The organism is Parashewanella hymeniacidonis (genome assembly GCF_016900895.1).
Lineage (GTDB): Bacteria > Pseudomonadota > Gammaproteobacteria > Enterobacterales > Shewanellaceae > Parashewanella > Parashewanella hymeniacidonis.
This window is the reverse complement of sequence record NZ_JAFEUN010000054.1, coordinates 1-21,726: the sequence shown is the minus strand read 5'-3', so window position 1 is coordinate 21,726 and position 21,726 is coordinate 1. Positions and strand designations below refer to the sequence as shown.

Sequence of the window (21,726 nt, the reverse complement as noted above, 5' to 3'; positions counted from 1 at the left end):
TTATTTTTTGGCATGATTGTTTAAGACTTGAATTACTTTATAGTCATGCCTTCCATTCGATTTCATACCATTATAGGCAGGGCTTGAGGTTGAAATTCTATAGACACCACTAAGCAAATTCCAGAGGGCCTCAGTTTCGCTTGTACGGCATAGCGTATTTAAAAGAGGGCTTACCCTTTGACTTTTATATGAGGTATGCATTCTTTGGGGGGATGTTGTACCTAAGCACTTCAACAGCATGGGCCTATTTTCTGCCAACCAGTCACATAATGAATCACTAATCGTCATATTGGGGATATTCAATTTGTTCTGAGTCTCTATATCTAATGTTTGACTTAATAAATCAAGATCTGCGCCATTGGCTATTGCCGCTCTAAACGTTTCTATATCATTTTTTGCTATGCTCTTTAACATTTCTGTATTCAATTCCTCTCTTGAATATTCTTCAAGGTTCACCGTTGGTTTAATGTAAGTAGGAGCGAAAACCTCTGAGGGAGTGAGTGATTTTTCTAAATCAAACTCGTAATTGTGTGGATCTTCAATTGCTTCTTCAAACGTCGATTTACTTTCAGGCGCAGTTTGGGAAGACGGTTTACGATCGAAACTTACATCGATACAGAGCCTTCCTAGCGTTTCGGTAAGGAATTTTTGATGTTCAGGAGATTGCTTTAGCCAATCAATACCGTCTTTCTGATTCATCCAGCTGATAAGTTGTTGTACTTTCGTTGGCTCGATAGCAATGTAGATAAGTTCACCAAAAAGTGATTCAGCTATTGGATTATCTTCTGTCTTAAAGGTGTAGTATTGCTTGATACATTCTCCTAAGCCTTCACCTTTTGAGATTCGTTCTTTAAACTTAACAATCTGTAATCTACTTTCTATCATTGCTGATATTTTTTCTGTCGGTAACTCTTCCCCTAATTGATGCTCTGAAGACTTAATGACGGAGTGAGCATAGTACAACTTGCTTGATACATTACATTCATTGATGACCGCTTCTAAAAGGCTATCTCGAATTTTTGGTGGAATAGAGTTTAGATCGGTACCAATGAGTTTTTGCAAATCAATATCGGTTGATTTAAAAGATACACTTGAATGAAGAATTAGATTTTCTAGTCTTTCATCAGCGAGTTGCTGCAATTCTGTGGCAATATCAGAATTGCTGTTATGAATATGATGACGATATTTTAAAAGCTCTGTTACATCAGATGTATTCTCAATCGCTTGGCGGTTAATATCTAATTTTCGTTGCAAGGAGAAGTTGTTCCCTTTATCAATCTGATACAGGTGATTACATGTCAGAGGTACTGTTTGTTGGTTCTCTTCAACGGCATTGTAAAAAAGCCCACTGTTAGAGGCTGCGCGAAGCTCTCCTTTAGATGTTACTCTGATCTTTGAATGTGATAATTGGCTTTCTTCACCTGCTTGGCATTCATATTGTAATCTGAGTGCATTTATGAACTGAGAAACACTCACTTTGGTCGGTTTCTGTGAATCTTGAGTGAACATTTTTACAGCGGCTTCAAATGGTCGACTTAACTCCATTTCTTGAAATTTTTTGGTTCCAATTAATTGTTCTAATGCATCGAGGCTCAAAAAACCATCTGAAAGGGAAGGGTGTTTATCTGTTGAAATAAGTTCATTCAACGTTATTAAAGCGAGTCTCGAAGAAATAAGCCATGGTGTGCAAGAAAGGTGGCACTGTTTTCTGTATCGCTCTAATTTTGAATCTTTTTCATCAAACTTAATTGATTCTAATGTTACTGGGCCATTGCTTAAACTTGAAACACCAAATTCAATGAGTGACTCAAGACTGCTTACTTCACCCGAATCCAATACTTCTTGGGCATGACGTTCAGCAATTTCTTTTACACAATCTCGTTTAGCTTCATCATACTTTTGAGAAAAGAGAACTATTGGTTGTTCAAGGGTTTCCGGAGTAAATTTAGGTTCAGGTACTTGCTGAGAAGATCTCATCCTAAAGTGTGTATATTGATCTGTTGCATGCTTAAACTCGCTTTTTGTACCATCAAGAGAGCTTCTTTCAGAAGTTGAAAGAACGGTAGAATGCTCTAGAGAGTTCGGTCTAGAACTCTCCTGAAAACTTGCTTTTTTGCTGCTTGTCTCTAAACCGTATTTAGGTGGTGTTTCAGGGGGACAAGGACTGGTTCTTTTTTTGCTAGTTGTAGTACGACCAAAAAAAAAGTTTTTTAGTTTTAACCAGCTAGGTTCTTGGGGCGGATTTGAAGGTGTTTCTAGAGTTAAACTGGTTAAGAGTTCGCTTTCACTATAAGACGCACCTTTTAAAGAGCAATCATACTTAAGTAAATTGGGCTCTAATCTAGGTTCGGCTTCGGTGTGTTCAGCATCTAAAAAATTTGAGAAAGACTTATCGAGAGTCGAAGTAGCGGTTCTTATTGCGCAATCATATACATTAAGGACTTTTTGTTTATCACTTTTTCCCGGAACAGAACCAGGGTGGGCAGAGTAACTTTGACCTGCTATTGATTTTAGTGAGTATTCTATTGTGCTCATATTCTTAACTCCGTAGACTTTTACATCTAAAGCCTAAATAAAGTAAAGCAGAGCGGAGTTAATTTTACTAGAAACTTTAAAGAGGTTTAATCAGCACTTTATAATACGAAAAGTTAATAATGGATTTACGGTGAAGAGCAATCTGGATAAATCGAGAAAAATATGAAAATAATGTCACAGAGTGTAATAAAAATCTCTGTGACAGAAAAATCATGATTTGAGCAAAATATCCCTTTTAGTAAGAACGTCTCTTAAAAGTAAGCCAACAGATTCAGAATTACTGCTGCTTATTACACTATGAGCAATTAAAAACTCTTTCTGTAATTCGCTATCTAAACCCATTGATTTAAACGCATACATAGTGAATTGTTGCTGTTCAGAGTCAATTAAGCTTTTAACTATCTTAAGTGGAAGGGCTTGTTGAAGCTGGCTTTCTAGATATGCAAAAGCCGTTAGAGAAATAATTTGTCCAAATACGCTAAATAACGCTAGAGTTTGAAGCTCGTCTGCGTCAAGCAGTTGATTTTCTGACTCGTGTAATAAAACAAGCGCTTCTTCTGCAATAGACTCTGTAAGTGCCCAGTAGCCCTTTACCAGTTTCTTGTATGGTTGAGGTAATTCATCAAATTGCTCTTTCAAGTAGAACGTAAACGAATAGCGGTAAATATTAACTTGGCCAAGGCGAATTAATGCTTCTTTTAGTGTTCTAGCCTTGCCTTTGTTATTCAGTTCGGCGTGTGCCGTATTCGTGCGCCACAACAAGTGAGCGGCTAATGCTGGATCACTTGCAATAATATCGATCACATTTTGGATGTCGCCATCAGCAATGATGGCCTTTTTTAAAGGAATAAGAATTCCACGACGACCAATTACTTGTTCTTCGTTTGATACTATTGCCTTTACTTGAGTAAATAGTTTCTGCTCAAGTTCTGTCGTACTCTCAGTGACTTTTTGTTGTAGCATTTGCCTACTTTCGCATTCACAATTTAACGCTATAAAATTTTACAAAGTTTGAACAGATAAAACTGTTAATTGCTTCTCAATCCAAGCTTTATAGCGCAACATACTAACAGAAAAAAAAGCATTCATAAGGGGTATCGGCACAACAGCTTAATATTTGAGTAACTTTGATAAATTTAGTTATAAAAAAGCTATTTTGTGAAGTTAAACTGTTTAGATATTGCCAGTGCTAGGTCAAAATAACCTTGATTATTCAAATGAATTAAATCCGATTTCTTTGCAGGGGTGCCGAGTAAGTCAGATAAGGTGTCAGTTAACAGAGGAATGTTATGCTCTTTAGCCAGAGAGCGATAGATTTCAGCGTCAGAGAGAAAGATGCCTTTTTCTGGCACTGAAATAAGTAACACTTCGATACCTTGCGCTTTTGCTATGTCGATCATCTGAAATAAATTTTGATGAGTCACACTTCGAGGAACGTTTCTAATAAAGTCATTACCACCTTCGAGTAAAATGATGGCATCGGGCGAATGTTCATTTATCGTTTGCTCAAAGCGTTTGAGACCTTCAGATGTCGTTTCACCAGAAATCCCAGCATTGATTATTTTTTGATTCAGAATTTTAGAAAGTTGTGCAGGGTAGTCTTGATTTGCCGAAGCGCCAATGCCTTGAGTTAGACTGTCGCCAAAGGCTAACAATGTCGCACCATCATTCAGTTCGATGAGAGAGGGTTTATTACTGTTAAAAATGAAAAGAACTACAAAGCAAGCCGCTAATATAAACAGGTAACGATGTAGTCCTTTAAACATAAAATCTCCAAATAACCAATAATGATTGGTGCTAAATTTTTTTTAGAATTGGTACTGTAAACTCAATTTCCAACTTCTGCCTTCGCCAGGATAGAAAGCACCATAACTGTAGCCAGCACTAACATATTCTTTATCTAATAAATTATCCAATCTTAAGCTTGCTAGCCAGTTATTTTTACGATAATTAATCGCTGTATTCAACAATGCATAACTATCAAGCTTTTCACCAGTATTGGCGTTATCACCTTCAAGAAAGCGCTTACCGACGTAATTAGCTTCTGTAAAAAGTTGTAGAGAGTCTGTTAGATCGTATGTGCTAAAGACTCGCCCTGTGTTTTTTGCAATCCAAGGCAGTTCTTTACCTTTGTTAGTGCCTTCGGTGAATTCAGAGTCGATATAATGATATTCAGCCCCGACATTTAATTTCTCGAATAACTGTAAATTCCAATCAGCATCAAAACCTAAGCGTTTAGAAGCTTCAGCGTTAACGTTTGCTCCATTCCATCGTGCATCTGGATACGGCTTTTCAGCGCTAGGATCAAACACTATTTCATCTTCAAGTTCGAGTTGATACAGACTGATTTTTAGACTTTGCTTTTGGCTACTGAAGTCCCAACCTGCTTCGTATGAACGACCTGTTTGAGGTTTTAAACCATTTGCATTGCTGTAGGCTTGTTCATCAACCTTAGCAAAGCGGAAGTTGTCTTCAGCACGTACATATAAACGGTTGTTTGTATTTGGGCGGTAATTTAAACCAAATTCTACAGCATGGGCATCATTGTCTAAATCGGCACCTTGAGCAAACGTGTTTGGATCTTTGATTTCGTCCGTGATATCCGAATAACGTCCACCAACAATATAATCCAGTTCTTTAGTTAATGGCACTGTCGCCTGAGTATAGAGGCTGACGAGTTTTTGAGTGTTTGAACGACCATTGGTGAAACCGCCAATAAACTCAGATTTTCCTAGGCTTAAATCACTTCCGAACAATAGATTTAAATTACCTGAATCAGTCTTGTAATTTGCAATTAATTTAGGGGTGAATCTGAGTAATTCTCGGCTATTTGTCGCAGATGAACCAAAACTTGAACCATTCGTGTTGGAGTCATTAAAATTCAGCTCAGAATCAAAGGCCCACGCTTTATTTATTGCCTGGGAATAGCCTAAACGATATACCTTAGAAATTTGATGCCCGTAGTCAGTCGTTGAATTGCTCTGTCTTGGATCTTGCTTTAACTGTTCTTTAGTCAGTGAGCCAGCATACTCTCGGTCACTATCGTAATAACTTGATTCAGCGAAGAAGCGTGTGTCGCCGTTCTCATACTGTAAACGACCTAAAATAGAACCTGTTTCGCTAGCATTATGACGACGATAGCTATCGCTTTTTTGATGATTTGCCGTTAAATAGTAACTCCAATCAGCGTTAATTCGATTTGAATAATCAGCTCTAACTTCTTGGCTATCGAAACTACCGCCAGCTAAGTAAACTGAGCCTCCTGCATCCGTTGGAGACTTAGTGATAATATTAATGACACCACCAACAGCTTGGTCGCCATAAAGTACACCAGCACTGCCAGATAGTACTTCAATACGTTCAATTCGATTTAGAGGGATTGCGCTGATTGCAGGAGCCGCAATGTCGATATTGTTCAGGCGGCGACCGTCAATTAAGATTAAGGTGTTATTCGCTGCTTGCCCGCCATTAAAACCACGAATCGAAAAAACAGCACCTGAATTAGTGTCTGAAACTTGAATACCTGACTGACCACGTAAAACGTCTTCTAAAGTTGTTGCACCACTAGCTTCAATATCACTACTATCAATAACTTTGATATTGCTTGGTATGTCTAAATCATTCTTGGCTTGACGACCAGTTACAACAATGACTTCAAGAGGTTTAGATTGAGCGTTTTGTTCAGCAATCGCATTTGGAGTATATAAATATGATGCTGTTAATACTGCTGCAATAGAAAGAGTAAATTGTTTTTTCATTGTTCTCATTTTCATAGTTAGAGGAAAATGAGGCATAGGCGTCACAAGACCATTCGTACCTGATAGAATTAGCATCGCATTTAGAGATCTGCCCACCGAAATCTCGAAATCACTTTGTTGGCCGGTCTCCGGACTGAGGTTTCTAATGCTAAATTTATTTAAAAAAATAAGCATTAATGGAAGTAAACCCATTTAGTTTACTTCCTAACCATCACCGTTGCGGGGGCAGTATCAGGCTTTCACTGATTTCCCGATTATCTTTTTATCTTTCGACAAAGAGCACCATCAAAATTGACGGTGTTATTTTAGACGTCTAAGCGTCTGTTTGTCTACAATTTATTTGGAAATATTTCTCCAACGAAAGCCTGATAGTTTTCTCTGGAAAAAGGAGGGTGATTAGGTGAGAAGACTTTATTTCTAATCGATTTGTGAAAAAGGATGAGTTTATTATCTGCCATCAATACAGTGTAATACCCCATTTCACCTTGAGGTTTGGTCACAAATGAGTGCCGTTCGCCAATTTGGATTGTATGAGTATTAGGCATTTTGGTACATCCCAAAAGGCCGTGAGTACCTTTGTATCCTTTAACTTCTATGTCACCTAACGGTTCAAAAATAATGTCACCTTGGCAATGTTCGTTGTACGTTAAAGAAAAGGATTCGAGAAATGTCTCTGGGCTCATAGAGTCAGAGACATTATTAAACCCTTGTACACAGATAAGTTGCGTCCATTGATTCATGGTTTCGTTTTCTGGAAGAAATTCTGCTGAGTACATATTTGAGAGTTGATCTTGGCGGATTTGCTTCCAGTTTGAAGGAACGTTAACTTCCAACGGGAGTGAAAAAATGTTGAGTGTGACTCGATCTTCAACAGGGTTAAAGTTAGCTAAGCAGCTAAAACTCATTAAAATTGTTCCGAAGAGAGCTACTGAGCGAGTCACTTTTGAGCTGAACCATTGTCGTTCTGTTAAACCAAACATTTGATTAGCGTCCTTGTTTTAATTTTATTCCCTTATGGGATTTAGCTAACTGTTTGATATATTATCGAACATTCAAGCTCTAAAAAAGAGCAATTGTAAAAAAAGTGTATACATTTCTTGGAGATACCCAATGTCATTAGTCAGTAGTGGTTTGATTCGTCAGAAAAGTTATATTAATGGCAAGTGGATAGGTGATGATTCTCATTCTTTAGTCACAATAACCAATCCCGCAAATTCAGAAGAAATTACCCAAGTCTACCAATTGGGTAAAAATGAAACTCAAACCGCCATTGAGCAAGCCAGTAAGGCATTATCCCCTTGGAAAAAGTTAACGGCTTCAGAAAGAGCTTCTGTTTTGATGCAATGGTATGAGCTAATTGTGAAAAATACTGACGAATTAGCAGAGCTGATCACTTTAGAGCAGGGTAAGCCACTGGCTGAATCGAAAGGCGAAATCACCTACGCAGCCTCATTTATTCGTTGGTATTCAGAAGAAGCAAAAAGAGTATACGGAGAAGTGATCACGCCTCACCAGTCCGATAAACGTTTAATGGTAGTGAAGCAGCCTGTTGGTGTCACGGCAGCCATTACGCCTTGGAATTTCCCAGCAGCGATGATAACACGAAAGGCCGCCGCTGCATTAGCGGCAGGCTGCACTATGATAGTTAAACCTGCGCCGGACACTCCTTTGACGGCATTAGCGATGGCAGAGCTTGCAGATCGAGCAGGTATTCCAGCCGGCGTATTCAATGTTATTTGTGGTGATGCTAAACAAATAGGTGAAACCTTATGTGATAATCCCATAGTGAGGAAATTGTCATTTACAGGCTCAACACCCGTTGGACGCTTATTGATGGCTCAAAGTGCTAAGACATTAAAAAAGCTCTCTCTAGAGCTCGGTGGTAATGCGCCGTTTATTGTTTTCAATGATGCTGATATTGATGCAGCTGTTGCGGGTGCGATTCTTTGTAAATTCAGAAATGCAGGACAAACGTGTGTTTGTGCTAACCGTCTCTATATTCAAGCAGATGTGTATGATGAATTTGCTCAAAAATTAAAACTGGCAGTTGAGAAGCTGAACGTTGGTCACGGTAATGTTGAGGGGATAGACGTTGGCCCATTAATTAATTCAGTCGCCATAGACAAAGTCGAAAAGCATATAGCGGATGCGCTAAGTTTTGGTGGTGAGTTGTTGACTGGTGGAACAAGACAGCATGGAGAACAATTCGAACAAGGAAACTTCTTTGAACCTACGATCATAAAAAATGCCAATAATAAGATGTTGATTGCTCATGAAGAAACGTTTGGGCCCGTGGCACCTTTATTCAAGTTCGACACAGTTGAAGATGTGATTAAACAAGCCAATGAAACTGAATTTGGTCTAGCGGCCTATTTCTTCGCTCGAGATATTTCTACTGTTTGGCAGGTATCAGAAGCACTTGAATACGGAATGGTTGGTGTTAATACAGGTATTATTTCTACAGAAGTTGCCCCTTTTGGTGGCGTAAAATCCTCAGGCTTAGGGAGGGAAGGCGGGCATCAAGGTCTATCTGAATATTTGGAAACGAAATACATCTGTATGTCGATTTAATAAATATAAAGCCGGAAGAGACCGGCTTTTTGAATAATCAGTTTTGTTGAGCGCTTGCTCTGTAAGCTTTTGTTCCCCACAACGGAACTGTTGATAGGCTGTGCTTGAAACTGCCTGATGTTTCTTTGGTTGAATAAGATAAGTACATTAAAGTCTGATTTTTAGCATCAAAAATGCGTCTTACCTTCATTGCTTTCAAGAAAATACTCTTCGACTTTTTAAACACCACTTCACCAGAGTCGCTCTTATCAATTTGAGCGATCATTTCAGGCGTAATTTCTCCGGTCTGACGACATGAGATTGAGCTATCGCTGGGATCTGATAACGAAAATTCGGCTTCTATTGAGGCTATATGGCAAGTAACTCCCGGCACATCTGGGTCAACAAGCGTATTTAATTTAATGTCTTTCATGGTAAATAAACCAAGAGACACATCACCAACTTCATTGTCACCGCAGCCCGATAACAAGCCGCTAACTAATAGCGCTAAAACAAATTTTTTCATTATTATACCTAGTGTTCGATTTTTTCAATTTTCGACGTTACTTTACCATTATCGAGACGAGTCAAGATATGACCGCCGACTTCGAGCTTACTTGAGTCGGTAACAACGTCATTATTTTCATCTGTGGTAATGCTGTAACCACGGCTAAGTGTTGCGAGTGGACTGACGATATCAAGCTGTTGTGCTAAGTGTGAAAACGTTGACTGCGCTTGTGTGATTTTGCTTGTCATAGAGTCTTTTAAAGCGATCTCTAGTTTTTCGAGTTGCGACAACGATAACTCTACTTTATGTTTTGGCGATAGACTCAATAATCGATTTTGTAAGTTCTGTTGTTTCAATTGAGCGTGATGAAGCTTTTGCTGTATCAGTGCATCTAACTTTAATTGAGCTTCGTCAAAACGTTGTTGCAACTGAATCAATTTATTTTCAGGCTCATGCTTTTGCAGCTGTGCTTGCAGATGGTTAAGAACGGCAGATTTTTGCAGATTGTAATGTTTAAATGCATGAATTAAGCGATCACTTAATGTGATTACTTTTTCAGACTTATGGCTGACATCTTTAGACAGTAACTCAGCACCAGCCGATGGCGTAGGTGCTCTAACATCTGCAACATAGTCACTGATGGTGGTATCGACCTCATGACCAACAGCACTCACAACAGGCAAACCAGAGTTATAAATGGTATGAGCCAATGCCTCTTCGTTAAAACACCACAAATCTTCTAATGAACCACCACCACGAGTGACCAATAACACATCGACTTCATCGCGCTCATTAGCAAGATTAATGGCATTACAGAGCAGTTGAGTTGCATATTCACCTTGGACTTGAGCTGGATAAATGATGACTTCGATAGAGGGGTCTCGACGGTTCAGAACATGCAATATGTCTCGAATGGCGGCACCCGTTGGAGAAGTAATGACACCAATTTTTTGAATCGAATCAGGCAGTGGACGTTTGTCTTCGGCTGAAAATAACCCATCTGCAGCCAACTTAAGCTTTAACGTTTCAAACTGTTGAGCGAGTAATCCATCACCAGCGGGTTGCATCGAATCGATAATCAGCTGGTAATCACCTCTAGGTTCATAAACACTGATATTGCCTTGAACTAAAACCTGCTGTCCGTTGGCGGGACGAAAAGAGACATTTCGATTTTTGCCCTTAAACATGGCACAACGGATCTGAGAGAAATGATCTTTGAGAGTGAGATACCAATGCCCTGAACTTGGAGATGAAAAGTTAGATACTTCAGCACTCAGCCAAACTCGACCAATTTGACCTTCAAGGGTTCGCCTTACTTCGCCGTTGAGACGTGAAACGGTGTAGATGGTTTTTGTCATTTATATCGTAAACTCAATGTTATTATCAGAGCATTTTATATCACTTCAGAACGCAGCTGAAAAAAGATTTTAAATTATTCAAGTAAGGTCAGATGTTCAGTAAACTAGGATAATAGTAAAACGATTATAGCGTTGAATATTTTAGGTTATTATTCACGACTTTAGGCGATTGGTCTAAAATAAGAAAACACTGTTTTTGCTTATCTACCTGCTTTTACTGACCAAACGCTTAAAAATCTCATATTTTCCATTTACCGCAACAGTGATTCAGAGTATAATCCCGCCGCAATATTTCACCTTTAACCCTACACAATAAGGGAGATGTTGCCGTGCTAAGATTGAAGAAAGAAGCGCTCACATTTGATGATGTTTTACTTGTGCCTGCGCATTCAACTATCCTCCCAAACACTGCTGTCTTAAAAACTCGACTCACAAATAAAATTAATTTGAATATGCCAATTGTGTCCGCTGCGATGGATACAGTTACTGAAGCTCGTCTTGCTATTGCCATGGCTCAAGAAGGCGGTTTAGGCTTTATTCATAAAAACATGAGTATTGAACAACAAGCAGAAGAAGTTCGTAAAGTGAAAATCTACGAAGCGGGTATTGTTCAGCAACCTGTTACCGTATCACCTGAAACGACTCTGACTGAATTACGAGAGTTAACTCATAAAAATGGTTTTGCTGGTTATCCTGTTATCAATAGCTCTAACGAACTCGTAGGTATTATTACTGGTCGTGATGTTCGTTTTGTTACTGACTGGACGAATACCGTTGCGGAAGTGATGACGACGAAAGAGCGTCTTGTGACTGTTAAAGAAGGTACGCCGTTAGATCAGGTGCAAACCTTAATGCACTCTCACCGTATCGAAAAAGTACTTGTGGTTGATGATAACTTTAAACTTAAAGGTTTAATCACAGTAAAAGACTTCGTAAAAGCAGAGAGTAAGCCAAATGCATGTAAAGATGAGCTTGGTCGTCTGCGTGTTGGCGCTGCTGTTGGCGCTGGTGCTGGTAACGAAGAACGTGTAGATGCACTTGTAAAAGCAGGTGTTGATGTGTTGCTTATCGACTCGTCACATGGTCATTCAGAAGGCGTATTGCAACGCATTCGTGAAACCCGTGCAAAACACCCTGAATTACAAATTGTTGGCGGTAACGTAGCAACAGCTGAAGGTGCTTTAGCGCTTGTTGAAGCTGGCGTAAATGCTGTTAAAGTAGGTATCGGCCCTGGTTCAATTTGTACTACTCGAATCGTCACTGGCGTAGGTGTTCCGCAAATTACCGCTGTATCTGACGCTGCTGAAGCACTAAAAAAATTAGACATTCCTGTTATCGCTGATGGCGGTATTCGTTTTTCTGGTGACTTAGCAAAAGCGTTAGCTGCAGGTGCATCATGCATTATGGCGGGCTCGATGTTTGCAGGCACTGACGAAGCGCCGGGTGAAACTGAGCTTTATCAAGGCCGTGCTTACAAATTATATCGTGGCATGGGCTCATTGGGGGCGATGTCGCAAGGTTCTTCGGACCGTTACTTCCAATCGGACAATGCGGCTGACAAATTAGTACCAGAAGGCATTGAAGGTCGTGTTCCTTACAAAGGTCACCTAAAGGAAATTATCCATCAACAAATGGGCGGTTTGCGATCTTGTATGGGCTTAACCGGTTGTGCAACGATTCATGAACTCAATACTAAAGCAGAGTTTGTAAAAGTAACTTCTGCTGGTATGGGCGAATCACACGTTCACGATGTCACCATGACAAAAGAAGCACCAAACTATCGTACAGGCGTGTAAGTTTATTGAGCGACTTTGGTCGCTCTTTTTATAACAATTCAAATAGTTTTAAAGGTCAAAAATGAACGATATTCATGAGCATAAAATCCTCATTTTAGATTTTGGTTCTCAGTACACTCAACTGATTGCGCGACGTATTCGTGAGATTGGTGTTTATTGTGAACTTTGGGCGTGGGATGTTTCTGAAGAATACATTCGTGAATTTGCGCCAAACGGTATTATTTTAGCCGGTGGCCCTGAAAGTGTGACCGCTGATGATTCACCGCGTGCACCAGAATATGTGTTTAATGCTGGCGTGCCTGTGTTAGGTATTTGCTATGGCATGCAAACGATGTCAGAGCAGCTTGGTGGCAAAGTAATTCAAGGTGTTGGTGAAGGTGAGTTTGGCTACGCCCAAGTTGAAAGAGTCACAGAATCACCGTTATTTAAAGCCATTGAAGATGCTGTAAGCGAGGACGGCAAACCATTACTTGATGTATGGATGAGCCACGGCGATAAAGTTTCTGAAATCCCAGAAGGTTTTGTTACCGTCGCTAAAACAGAAACTTGCCCATTTGCAGCAATGGCTAATGAAGATAAGAAATTCTACGGCGTTCAATTTCATCCAGAAGTTACGCATACTCGCCAAGGCGAGCGAATTCTTTCGCACTTTGCATTAGACATTTGCGGCTGTGAAGCCAACTGGAAGCCAAGTGCCATTATTGAAGATGCTGTTGCTCGCTTAAAAGAGCAGATTGGTGATGATGAAGTTATTTTAGGGTTGTCAGGCGGTGTTGATTCATCCGTTGTTGCTATGCTGCTACACCGTGCGATCGGTGACAAACTAACCTGTGTATTCGTCGATAACGGTCTGTTACGTTTAAACGAAGCCGATCAAGTTATGGAAATGTTCGGCGATAACTTTGGTTTAAATATTGTTCATGTCGATGCTGAAAATCGTTTCTTAGATGCATTAAAAGGCATTGCTGACCCTGAAGCTAAACGTAAAAAGATTGGTCACGTATTCGTCGAAATATTCGATGAGGAATCTAAGAAATGCGTAAATGCAAAATGGTTGGCTCAAGGCACGATTTATCCTGACGTAATTGAATCCGCAGGCAGCAAAACGGGCAAAGCTCATGTGATCAAGTCACACCACAATGTGGGCGGGTTACCTGACGATATGGAGCTTGGGTTAGTTGAGCCATTACGTGAATTGTTTAAAGACGAAGTGCGTAAAATCGGTTTAGAGCTTGGCTTGCCATACAATATGCTTTATCGCCATCCTTTCCCTGGCCCTGGTTTAGGCGTTCGTGTATTAGGTGAAATCAAGAAAGAATATTGTGATTTGCTACGTCGTGCGGATGCTATTTTTATTGAAGAGCTGCATGCAGCGGACTTATATAATAAAGTCAGCCAAGCGTTTACCGTGTTTTTACCAGTACGCTCTGTGGGCGTAATGGGCGATGGCCGTAAGTACGATTGGGTTATTTCTCTACGTGCAGTTGAAACCATCGACTTTATGACTGCACATTGGGCGCACTTGCCTTATGACTTCTTAGGCCGTGTTTCGAACCGCATCATCAATGAAATCGATGGAATATCTAGAGTTGTTTATGATATTTCTGGTAAGCCACCCGCAACGATTGAGTGGGAATAGATTTGATTTAAGTAAAAAGGCTTACCAGTAGAGGTAAGCCTTTTTAAAGCATTAAAGGCGCATTTAAATCTGTGGCTAATTTTCTTTAAAGTTTTCAAATCAGTCTACTGTGGTGCCCTTCAAATACTCTTCCACGTTAGTTTTGTTTCCTTTGCTTTTAACTAATGTGATAAATCCTTCTGAATCTTCTGTTGGTAATCGCTGAGATAAATCATTTATCTTGCATTTCAACTGACGACTTCATTTCGCAGATCTGTGTTTGGGGTGAAATTTAGCTCTAAACCTCAGATTGTAGAATGTGAGAGCAATGAAAATGAAGATTATGATGAAATATACCCATGATACCTGAAGATGCTCGATTTCAGCGAGAATGCACAACTTGTTAATTAAGGCGACGGTGTGCGGCAATAGTGAGCTATTGTTAGCACTGGCAACGAAGAGTAACAAGCTGTGCAACTCGCACTGCGTGGACTTCTCAGCGCCAATTCTTCTTTGTTACATTAGCTTGAAAGAATCCCGATATTCCTTCGCTAATGCGCCTCAAAGAATTGGCGCTGAAAAAGTCCTGAAACATGCATCTTCAGGTATCGTGGGTATATAAATAACTTTACTTGATTCTAACGCCCTCTATTTAAATTTGGTATAATCGGAGAGCATTTCATTTAAATAAAATTGGCTTTGGAAAATTTAACAGACAAAAAATGGATGCAGCTGGCAATGGAAATGGCTGCAAAAGCAGAAGACAAAGGTGAAGTACCTGTAGGTGCTGTATTAGTTAAAAATAATGAGGTTATAGCGACCAGCTACAACCTTTCAATTACTGACCATAACCCGTGTGGTCATGCTGAAATTCGCTGTTTGCAACAGGCTGGTAAAGTTCTAGAAAACTACCGCCTTATTGATACTTGCCTTTATGTAACCTTAGAACCTTGCAGTATGTGTGCAGGCGCCATCATTCACTCTCGAGTTAACAGAGTGGTTTTTGGAGCCAAAGATGAGAAAACTGGTGCTGCTGGTACGGTGCATAATGTTTTGCAGCATTCATCGGCCAATCATATTGTTGAAGTAGAATCTGGTGTAATGTCAGAAGAGTGCAGTCAGCAGTTAAGTGCTTTTTTTAAACATAGAAGGGTAGAAATAAAAGCGTTGAAAAAAGCAAAAAAAGCAGCTGAAAGATCAGATTAATTTTCAGCTGTTAAGAAGTTAAAGAACAGTTTTTGACGCTTGATGGTTCGTAGGTGTTTAGTTTTATTGTGCATTCGTCTTCGTGAAGATGTGTTATTGAATTTTCTTTTCATGGTACCTCGATAATTTCTGTTTTGTGTTGAGGTAGGTTTTACCTTAACTATGTTACAGAAATAATACATGTGGGCTTATTTCATATTTTCAATACCAGTAACATTATTCTTCGCCAGTAACTGTTCTTTCACTTGTTGGTGCTGTGATTTTTCATCGAGCCATACTAATGTGTCGTAATAGCGGCGAATGCTATCAACATAATGTACGGCTTGAGTTCCTCGTCCATAACCATATTTTGTTTTCTGGTAATATTTTCTTTGTTGTAACAGTGGTAAGACTTTTTTCATGTCTCGCCAAGTATTCGGGTTAAGGTCAATTTGTTTCGCAAGCTTTTGTGCGTCAAGTACATGACCAATGCCGATATTATATGACGCTAATGCAAACCACATTCGTTGTCTTTCAGGTATTGCATCGGGTAGCTTTTCAATCATCTCTCTTAAATAGATAGCTCCACCTTTAATGCTTTGTTCTGCGTCTAATCGATTGTCTATGCCTACATGTTTAGCGGTCTGGTTGGTGAGCATCATCATGCCTCTTACTCCAGTAAAAGAGCGAGCTTTGGGTTTCCAGTGAGACTCTTGATAGGATGCCGCAGCCAGTTTACGCCAATCGAGTTCTTTAGCGTGCTTTTTAAATATAGGGCGGTATCTGGGAAGTACTCGGTTGAATGCTTTAATAAAAGCTTTAGCATCGACATAGTCGAAATTTTTTACATGACCGAAGTACTTTTCGCACATAAATTTGAAGGTGGCCGACTTAATTTGCGTATTCCAAAAATCTAAAATTTTGCTGAACAAGCGATTAGAGTGATGCTTCTTAAAAAACCAAACGATCGGTTGATGCTCAGCAATCGTTAACCCTTTTGTGATTTCGGGCATGAATCGTTGGTTAACTTTTATGATATTAGAGTCTGCAACGGTATACACAATTTCACCTTGATTGATCATATCGAGCAATTCCTCATTATCCATCCCAAAGAGCTTTTTCCACTTTAAGTTCGGGTAGTTTGATGACAATTGTTTGAGTTGCTCTTCAAAAGATGAGTTAGCCATAACATCGATGGGCTCTACAATATTCTTGAGTGAGGTGACTTTTTTTGTGCCTTTGCGGTACACCAACACTTGGTTAACAAAATACAGAGGAGGGCTAGAACGATATTTTCGTTCTCTTGATGGTGTTTCTTGCTGACCGGCGGCAATAATATCAATTTTCCCATTGTTTAATGCTCGATATAAACGCGTTCGGTCCGAGTACACTTCTACTTTTAATGGAATCTTAAGATACTGCGCAAATTTTAATGCCATTTCATAATCGAACCCTGTTGCTCCGTTGTTGGTTTGCATATAGGTGTGAGCGCCATAAAGAGTGCCTACCCTCAAAACCCGCATAGATTCAGGGTTTTCAGGTATCACAGAGGGCTCAACTGTAGCTCTACAGCCTGATAAAATGAGTATCATCCATGCGGAACACAAAGTTAACTTCATAAGCAATTAAAAATCGTTCGGATAATGAGAAAAGAGTTTTTGGAAAACCGACTACTTTATAACACAAGAAAAGGTTGTTTAAACAACAGCAAATGATGATTTGTCAGCGTATTTTCAATATAATACCGCCCAAATAATATCCCATATCTACCCTACAAACTATAAGGTGAACAGACGTGATGGAGATCATCCGCGGAGCCCCTGCACTCTCAGAGTTTAATGTGCAGAAACTGCTGCAAGCATGTAACAGTCAGGCACTTCCAGTTAAGAGTATTTACGCCGAGTTTATTCATTTAGCTGATTTATCCCAAGCCTTGGACGATAACGAGCGACAACAATTAGAAAAACTGCTCACTTATGGACCTAAAATCGAAACTCAACTTCCTCAAGGCTCTCTCTACTTCATCACTCCACGCCCCGGCACTATTTCTCCTTGGTCTTCTAAAGCCACTGATATCGCCCATAACTGTGACCTTGGAAAGGTAAACCGTTTAGAGCGTGGTGTGGCGTATTACGTTGACGTTGACGTTGATGCGTTAACTGAAGAACAAGAAAAGTCATTAATTGTGTTGATTCATGACCGTATGGTTGAAGTGGTATTCAGTGATATAGAATCTGCAACGGTTTTGTTTGAACAAACGGAACCGAAGCCGTTTACCAGCGTGAACATATTAGGTGAAGGTCGTGATGCGTTAGCGAAAGCCAATGTGGACATGGGCTTAGCCTTAGCAGAAGACGAAATTGATTATTTAGTTGAGAATTTTTCTCAGCTTGGTCGCAATCCAAATGACATCGAATTGATGATGTTTGCACAAGCGAACTCAGAACATTGTCGTCATAAGATCTTTAACGCAGATTGGACAATTGATGGCGAAGTACAGCCAAAATCATTGTTCAAAATGATTAAAAACACCTTTGAAACCACGCCAAATGGGGTGTTGTCAGCCTACAAAGATAACGCCGCAGTAATGGAAGGCAGTGTTGCAGGACGTTTCTTCCCAGATCCTGATGGTACGTACAACTATCATACTGAACCGATGCACATATTAATGAAGGTGGAAACTCATAACCACCCAACAGCGATCAGTCCTTATCCGGGGGCTGCGACAGGTTCAGGCGGTGAAATCCGTGATGAAGGAGCAACAGGTCGTGGCTCAAAACCCAAAGCGGGTTTAACAGGTTTTAGTGTTTCCAACCTTAATATCCCGGGTTTTGAACAACCTTGGGAAGGCAATTACGGCAAACCAAGTCGCATTGTGAGTGCGCTTGATATCATGACCGAAGGTCCATTAGGCGGCGCTGCATTCAATAACGAATTTGGTCGCCCAGCGTTATTGGGTTACTTCCGTACTTTTGAGCAAGAAGTAAATAGCCATAATGGTGTTGAAGTGCGCGGTTATCACAAGCCAATCATGTTGGCTGGTGGCTTGGGTAACATTCGTGAAGATCACGTTCAAAAAGGTGAAATCACTGAAGGTGCGAAATTAATTGTACTGGGTGGCCCTGCAATGAACATCGGTCTTGGCGGCGGTGCTGCATCATCAATGGCATCTGGTCAATCAAGCGAAGATTTAGATTTCGCATCAGTACAACGTGAAAATCCAGAAATGGAACGTCGTTGTCAGGAAGTGATCGACCGTTGTTGGCAGTTGGGTGATGACAATCCAATTCAATTTATCCATGACGTAGGTGCTGGCGGTCTTTCGAACGCATTACCTGAACTTGTGAGTGACGGTGGCCGTGGTGGTCGTTTCAATTTGCGTGATGTGCTTTCAGACGAGCGTGGCATGAGCCCGTTAGAGATCTGGTGTAACGAGTCGCAAGAGCGTTATGTGATGTCAGTTGCACCAGAAAACTTAGACGTATTTGCCAAAATTTGTGAGCGTGAACGTGCACCTTTTGCAGTTGTGGGCGAAGCAACCATCAAAGAAGACTTGATTCTAGACGATCCACATTTCGATAATCAGCCGATTGATTTACCGCTGGAAGTGTTATTAGGTAAAGCGCCAAAAATGAGTCGTGATGTCGTGTCTAAACAAGCTCAAGGCACGCCAGTTGCTCAAGAAAATATTGAAATTAACGATGCCGTTAAGCGTGTACTAACCTTACCAACAGTGGCGGATAAAACCTTCCTTGTTACGATTGGTGACAGAACGGTAACGGGCCTCGTTAATCGCGATCAAATGGTCGGCCCTTGGCAAGTACCCGTGGCAGATTGCGCCGTTACAGCTTCAAGTTTTGACAGCTACACGGGTGAAGCTATGTCAATGGGTGAGCGTACACCGTTAGCATTGCTTGATTTTGGTGCATCAGCTCGTATGGCTGTGGCTGAGTCCATCATGAATATTGCAGGTACGGATATTGGTTCATTCAAGCGTATCAAACTTTCTGCAAACTGGATGTCGGCTGCAGGTCACCCAGGTGAAGATGCTGGTCTTTACGAAGCGGTAAAAGCGATAGGTGAAGAGTTGTGTCCAGAGCTGGATTTAACCATTCCTGTTGGTAAAGATTCCATGTCGATGAAAACGGCTTGGAATGAAAACGGCGAAGACAAAGCCGTTACTTCACCAATGTCACTGGTGATCACCGCATTTGGCGCAGTAACAGATATTCGTAAAACCGTAACGCCAGAGCTGAGAAGTGATAAAGGTGATACGCGTTTATTAGCATTAGATTTAAGCCAAGGTCAAAACCGTTTAGGTGGTTCATGCTTGGCTCAGGTTTATAACGAGTTAGGTGATAATGCACCTGATGTAGATACCCCGGCCGTTTTGCGCCACTTCTTTGAAACTACACAGCAGCTGGTGGCTGATAAAAATATCATCGCTTACCACGATCGCAGTGATGGTGGTCTGTTCACGACATTAGTGGAAATGGCTTTTGCTGGGAACACTGGTTTAGACATTGATTTAGCAACACTAAAAGGCACCCACATAGAGCGTTTATTCAATGAAGAGCTGGGTGCGGTGATTCAAGTAAAAGCGGATGATGTAGCAACCATTCAAGCCCAGTACCACGCGGGCGGTGTGGATTGTCATGTGATTGGTGCAATCGCTGAGCATGACGACATTCGTATTACTGATGCTAATGAATCCGTATTCGCTGACAGCCGAATAGCACTACGTAAGCTTTGGTCTGAAACGACCTACCGTATGCAAGCACTTCGTGATAACCCAGAGTGTGCTAAGCAAGAGTTTGACTTAAAGCTGAAAGCAGACGAGCCAGGCTTAACGGTTGATTTAAGCTTTGACTCGCAAGAAGACGTTGCAGCGCCGTTCATCTTAAAAGGTGCTTCACCTAAGATGGCGATTTTACGTGAGCAAGGTGTTAACTCTCATGTAGAAATGGCCGCTGCATTTAACCGTGCGGGTTTTGAAAGTGTCGACGTACATATGTCAGACATTCTTTCAGGTCGCATCAGCTTAGAAGAATTCCAAGGTCTTGTGGCTTGTGGCGGTTTCTCATACGGTGACGTGTTAGGCGCAGGTGAAGGTTGGGCGAAATCGATTTTATTCAACCAACGTGCACGTGATGAATTCAGTGCTTTCTTTGCCGATGAGAACAGCTTTGCACTAGGTGTGTGTAACGGTTGTCAGATGTTATCAAACCTAAAAGAAATCATTCCAGGCAGTGAACATTGGCCGCACTTTGTACGCAACAAGTCTGAGCGTTTTGAAGCGCGTTTCAGCTTAGTTGAAGTACAAGAAAACCCATCTATTTTCTTTGAAGGTATGAAAGCCTCAAGAATGCCAATTGCAGTGTCACACGGTGAAGGTCATGCTGAATTTGCGAACGCTGACGCACTAGCACACGCAGAATCGACAGGAACTATTGCACTGCGCTATGTAAATGGTCATGGTGACATTGCGACTCAATATCCGCAAAACCCGAATGGTTCTCCAAACGGGATTACGGGCTTAACGACAGCAGATGGCAGAGTGACCATCATGATGCCGCACCCTGAGCGAGTATTTAGAACCGTTGCTAACTCATGGCACCCAGATGAAATGGGTGAAGATAGCCCATGGATGCGCATGTTCCGCAATGCGAGAGTTAAGTTAGGGTAATTGTTGTTAGTTTGAATTGATAAAGGTCAGGTGAAAGCCTGACCTTTTTTGTTTATCTTAAACTAGTCTCGTCTCGACCAATCATAATGCTCATTATTCCGTCAACGACTTGATGGTTAAATATCAAAGTCGCTTTGCTCTCTCAATTTTTGTTCGCTGATTTATTTTGCGAAAATTGTACTCAGAAACATAGCATTTTGTTCATTTGCAAAAATTGTCACTCCGATGCTGTAGATTTACAAGTTACATTTTGTAGAGCAAAAGTATTGTCTGTTGCTATGAAATTTCGAATATTCGATTCATAGTCTTATGCCCAATTATGATCAGTCAATTTTTGGTATTGAGAATCTACTCGATAAAACCCACGCTGAGCAAGTCAGCGAGTGGTAACGGTATCTCTGGTAGTCAACCGTTACTGTAATTGATTTAAGTTAACGAGCCAGGCCTTAATCTTTGGCTTAATTTGAATTACAACTTTTAGTCACAGATAAAGCTTTAGCAAAAGCTCTTGCGTATTCTTTGTCAGGGCTTTTGCTTTCAATTTGCGAATTGGACTGCAAAGTTATAAACACATTTTCTTATAATTTCCTCCTGAAACTTCCTGAATAATTTGTAAGCATTCACCAGAGGGGTATTGACAATCTCAAACTCCCGTTTATTGGCATTTATAACTACAAGCTTGCCATTGTTTTGTGACACAAGTACCACCCCGCAAGTAAGTTTCACTGTTTA

13 protein-coding genes and 1 riboswitch are annotated in these 21,726 nt (G+C 40.6%); of the genes, 5 read left to right on the top strand and 8 right to left on the bottom strand.

Features of this window, described 5'->3' with window-relative positions; all coding sequences use genetic code 11:
- The 5 genes from JQC92_RS11985 to JQC92_RS11965 form a co-directional block, all read right to left on the bottom strand.
- On the bottom strand, window positions 1-2,535 hold the full coding sequence (locus JQC92_RS11985; RefSeq protein WP_204999877.1) for a hypothetical protein: 2,535 nt from the start codon (window positions 2,533-2,535) through the stop codon (window positions 1-3).
- Window positions 2,536-2,745: 210 nt separating this feature from the next.
- Entirely contained in the window at window positions 2,746-3,498 is a 753-nt protein-coding gene (locus JQC92_RS11980; RefSeq protein WP_204999876.1) for an HDOD domain-containing protein, read from the bottom strand.
- Between the two features lie 188 nt (window positions 3,499-3,686).
- Window positions 3,687-4,301 (bottom strand): GDSL-type esterase/lipase family protein, encoded by a 615-nt coding sequence (locus tag JQC92_RS11975; protein ID WP_204999875.1) that lies wholly within the window; start codon window positions 4,299-4,301, stop codon window positions 3,687-3,689.
- Between the two features lie 42 nt (window positions 4,302-4,343).
- Window positions 4,344-6,302 carry a TonB-dependent receptor gene (locus tag JQC92_RS11970; protein WP_204999888.1) on the bottom strand — a complete coding sequence of 653 codons (1,959 nt, stop codon included), beginning with the start codon at window positions 6,300-6,302 and terminating at the stop codon, window positions 4,344-4,346.
- 93 nt (window positions 6,303-6,395) lie between these two features.
- Window positions 6,396-6,595: riboswitch (cobalamin riboswitch) on the bottom strand.
- A 27-nt stretch (window positions 6,596-6,622) separates the two neighbouring features.
- Window positions 6,623-7,273 carry a hypothetical protein gene (locus tag JQC92_RS11965; RefSeq protein ID WP_204999874.1) on the bottom strand — a complete coding sequence of 217 codons (651 nt, stop codon included), beginning with the start codon at window positions 7,271-7,273 and terminating at the stop codon, window positions 6,623-6,625.
- A 130-nt stretch (window positions 7,274-7,403) separates the two neighbouring features.
- Between JQC92_RS11965 and JQC92_RS11960 the strand changes: the two genes are divergently transcribed.
- Complete coding sequence (locus tag JQC92_RS11960; RefSeq protein WP_204999873.1) at window positions 7,404-8,864, top strand: NAD-dependent succinate-semialdehyde dehydrogenase; 1,461 nt, start codon at window positions 7,404-7,406, stop codon at window positions 8,862-8,864.
- A gap of 37 nt (window positions 8,865-8,901) precedes the next feature.
- Here the strand turns inward: JQC92_RS11960 and JQC92_RS11955 are convergent, their stop codons facing one another.
- Complete coding sequence (locus JQC92_RS11955; RefSeq protein WP_204999872.1) at window positions 8,902-9,369, bottom strand: CreA family protein; 468 nt, start codon at window positions 9,367-9,369, stop codon at window positions 8,902-8,904.
- 8 nt (window positions 9,370-9,377) lie between these two features.
- Complete coding sequence (xseA, locus tag JQC92_RS11950) at window positions 9,378-10,709, bottom strand: exodeoxyribonuclease VII large subunit (RefSeq protein WP_204999871.1); 1,332 nt, start codon at window positions 10,707-10,709, stop codon at window positions 9,378-9,380.
- A 329-nt stretch (window positions 10,710-11,038) separates the two neighbouring features.
- Here xseA and guaB point away from each other — a divergent pair, with 329 nt between their 5' ends.
- The 3 genes from guaB (at window position 11,039) to tadA (ending at window position 15,329) form a co-directional block, all read left to right on the top strand.
- The gene (gene guaB / locus JQC92_RS11945) at window positions 11,039-12,505 is read left to right on the top strand and encodes an IMP dehydrogenase (protein WP_204999870.1); all 1,467 of its coding nucleotides are present in this window, start codon (window positions 11,039-11,041) and stop codon (window positions 12,503-12,505) included.
- A gap of 61 nt (window positions 12,506-12,566) precedes the next feature.
- Window positions 12,567-14,144: a glutamine-hydrolyzing GMP synthase gene (guaA, locus tag JQC92_RS11940; protein WP_204999869.1), complete on the top strand. Its 1,578-nt coding sequence runs from the start codon at window positions 12,567-12,569 to the stop codon at window positions 14,142-14,144.
- Between the two features lie 678 nt (window positions 14,145-14,822).
- Window positions 14,823-15,329, top strand: a complete 507-nt coding sequence (gene tadA / locus JQC92_RS11935) for a tRNA adenosine(34) deaminase TadA (protein ID WP_276315798.1) — start codon at window positions 14,823-14,825, stop codon at window positions 15,327-15,329.
- Between the two features lie 188 nt (window positions 15,330-15,517).
- Here tadA and mltF read toward each other — a convergent pair whose 3' ends face one another.
- Window positions 15,518-16,927 carry a membrane-bound lytic murein transglycosylase MltF gene (mltF, locus tag JQC92_RS11930; RefSeq protein WP_204999868.1) on the bottom strand — a complete coding sequence of 470 codons (1,410 nt, stop codon included), beginning with the start codon at window positions 16,925-16,927 and terminating at the stop codon, window positions 15,518-15,520.
- Between the two features lie 179 nt (window positions 16,928-17,106).
- On the opposite strand from mltF, the gene purL reads away from it, so the two are divergent.
- The gene (gene purL, locus JQC92_RS11925; RefSeq protein ID WP_204999867.1) at window positions 17,107-20,994 is read left to right on the top strand and encodes a phosphoribosylformylglycinamidine synthase; all 3,888 of its coding nucleotides are present in this window, start codon (window positions 17,107-17,109) and stop codon (window positions 20,992-20,994) included.
- Window positions 20,995-21,726 lie beyond the last annotated feature (732 nt).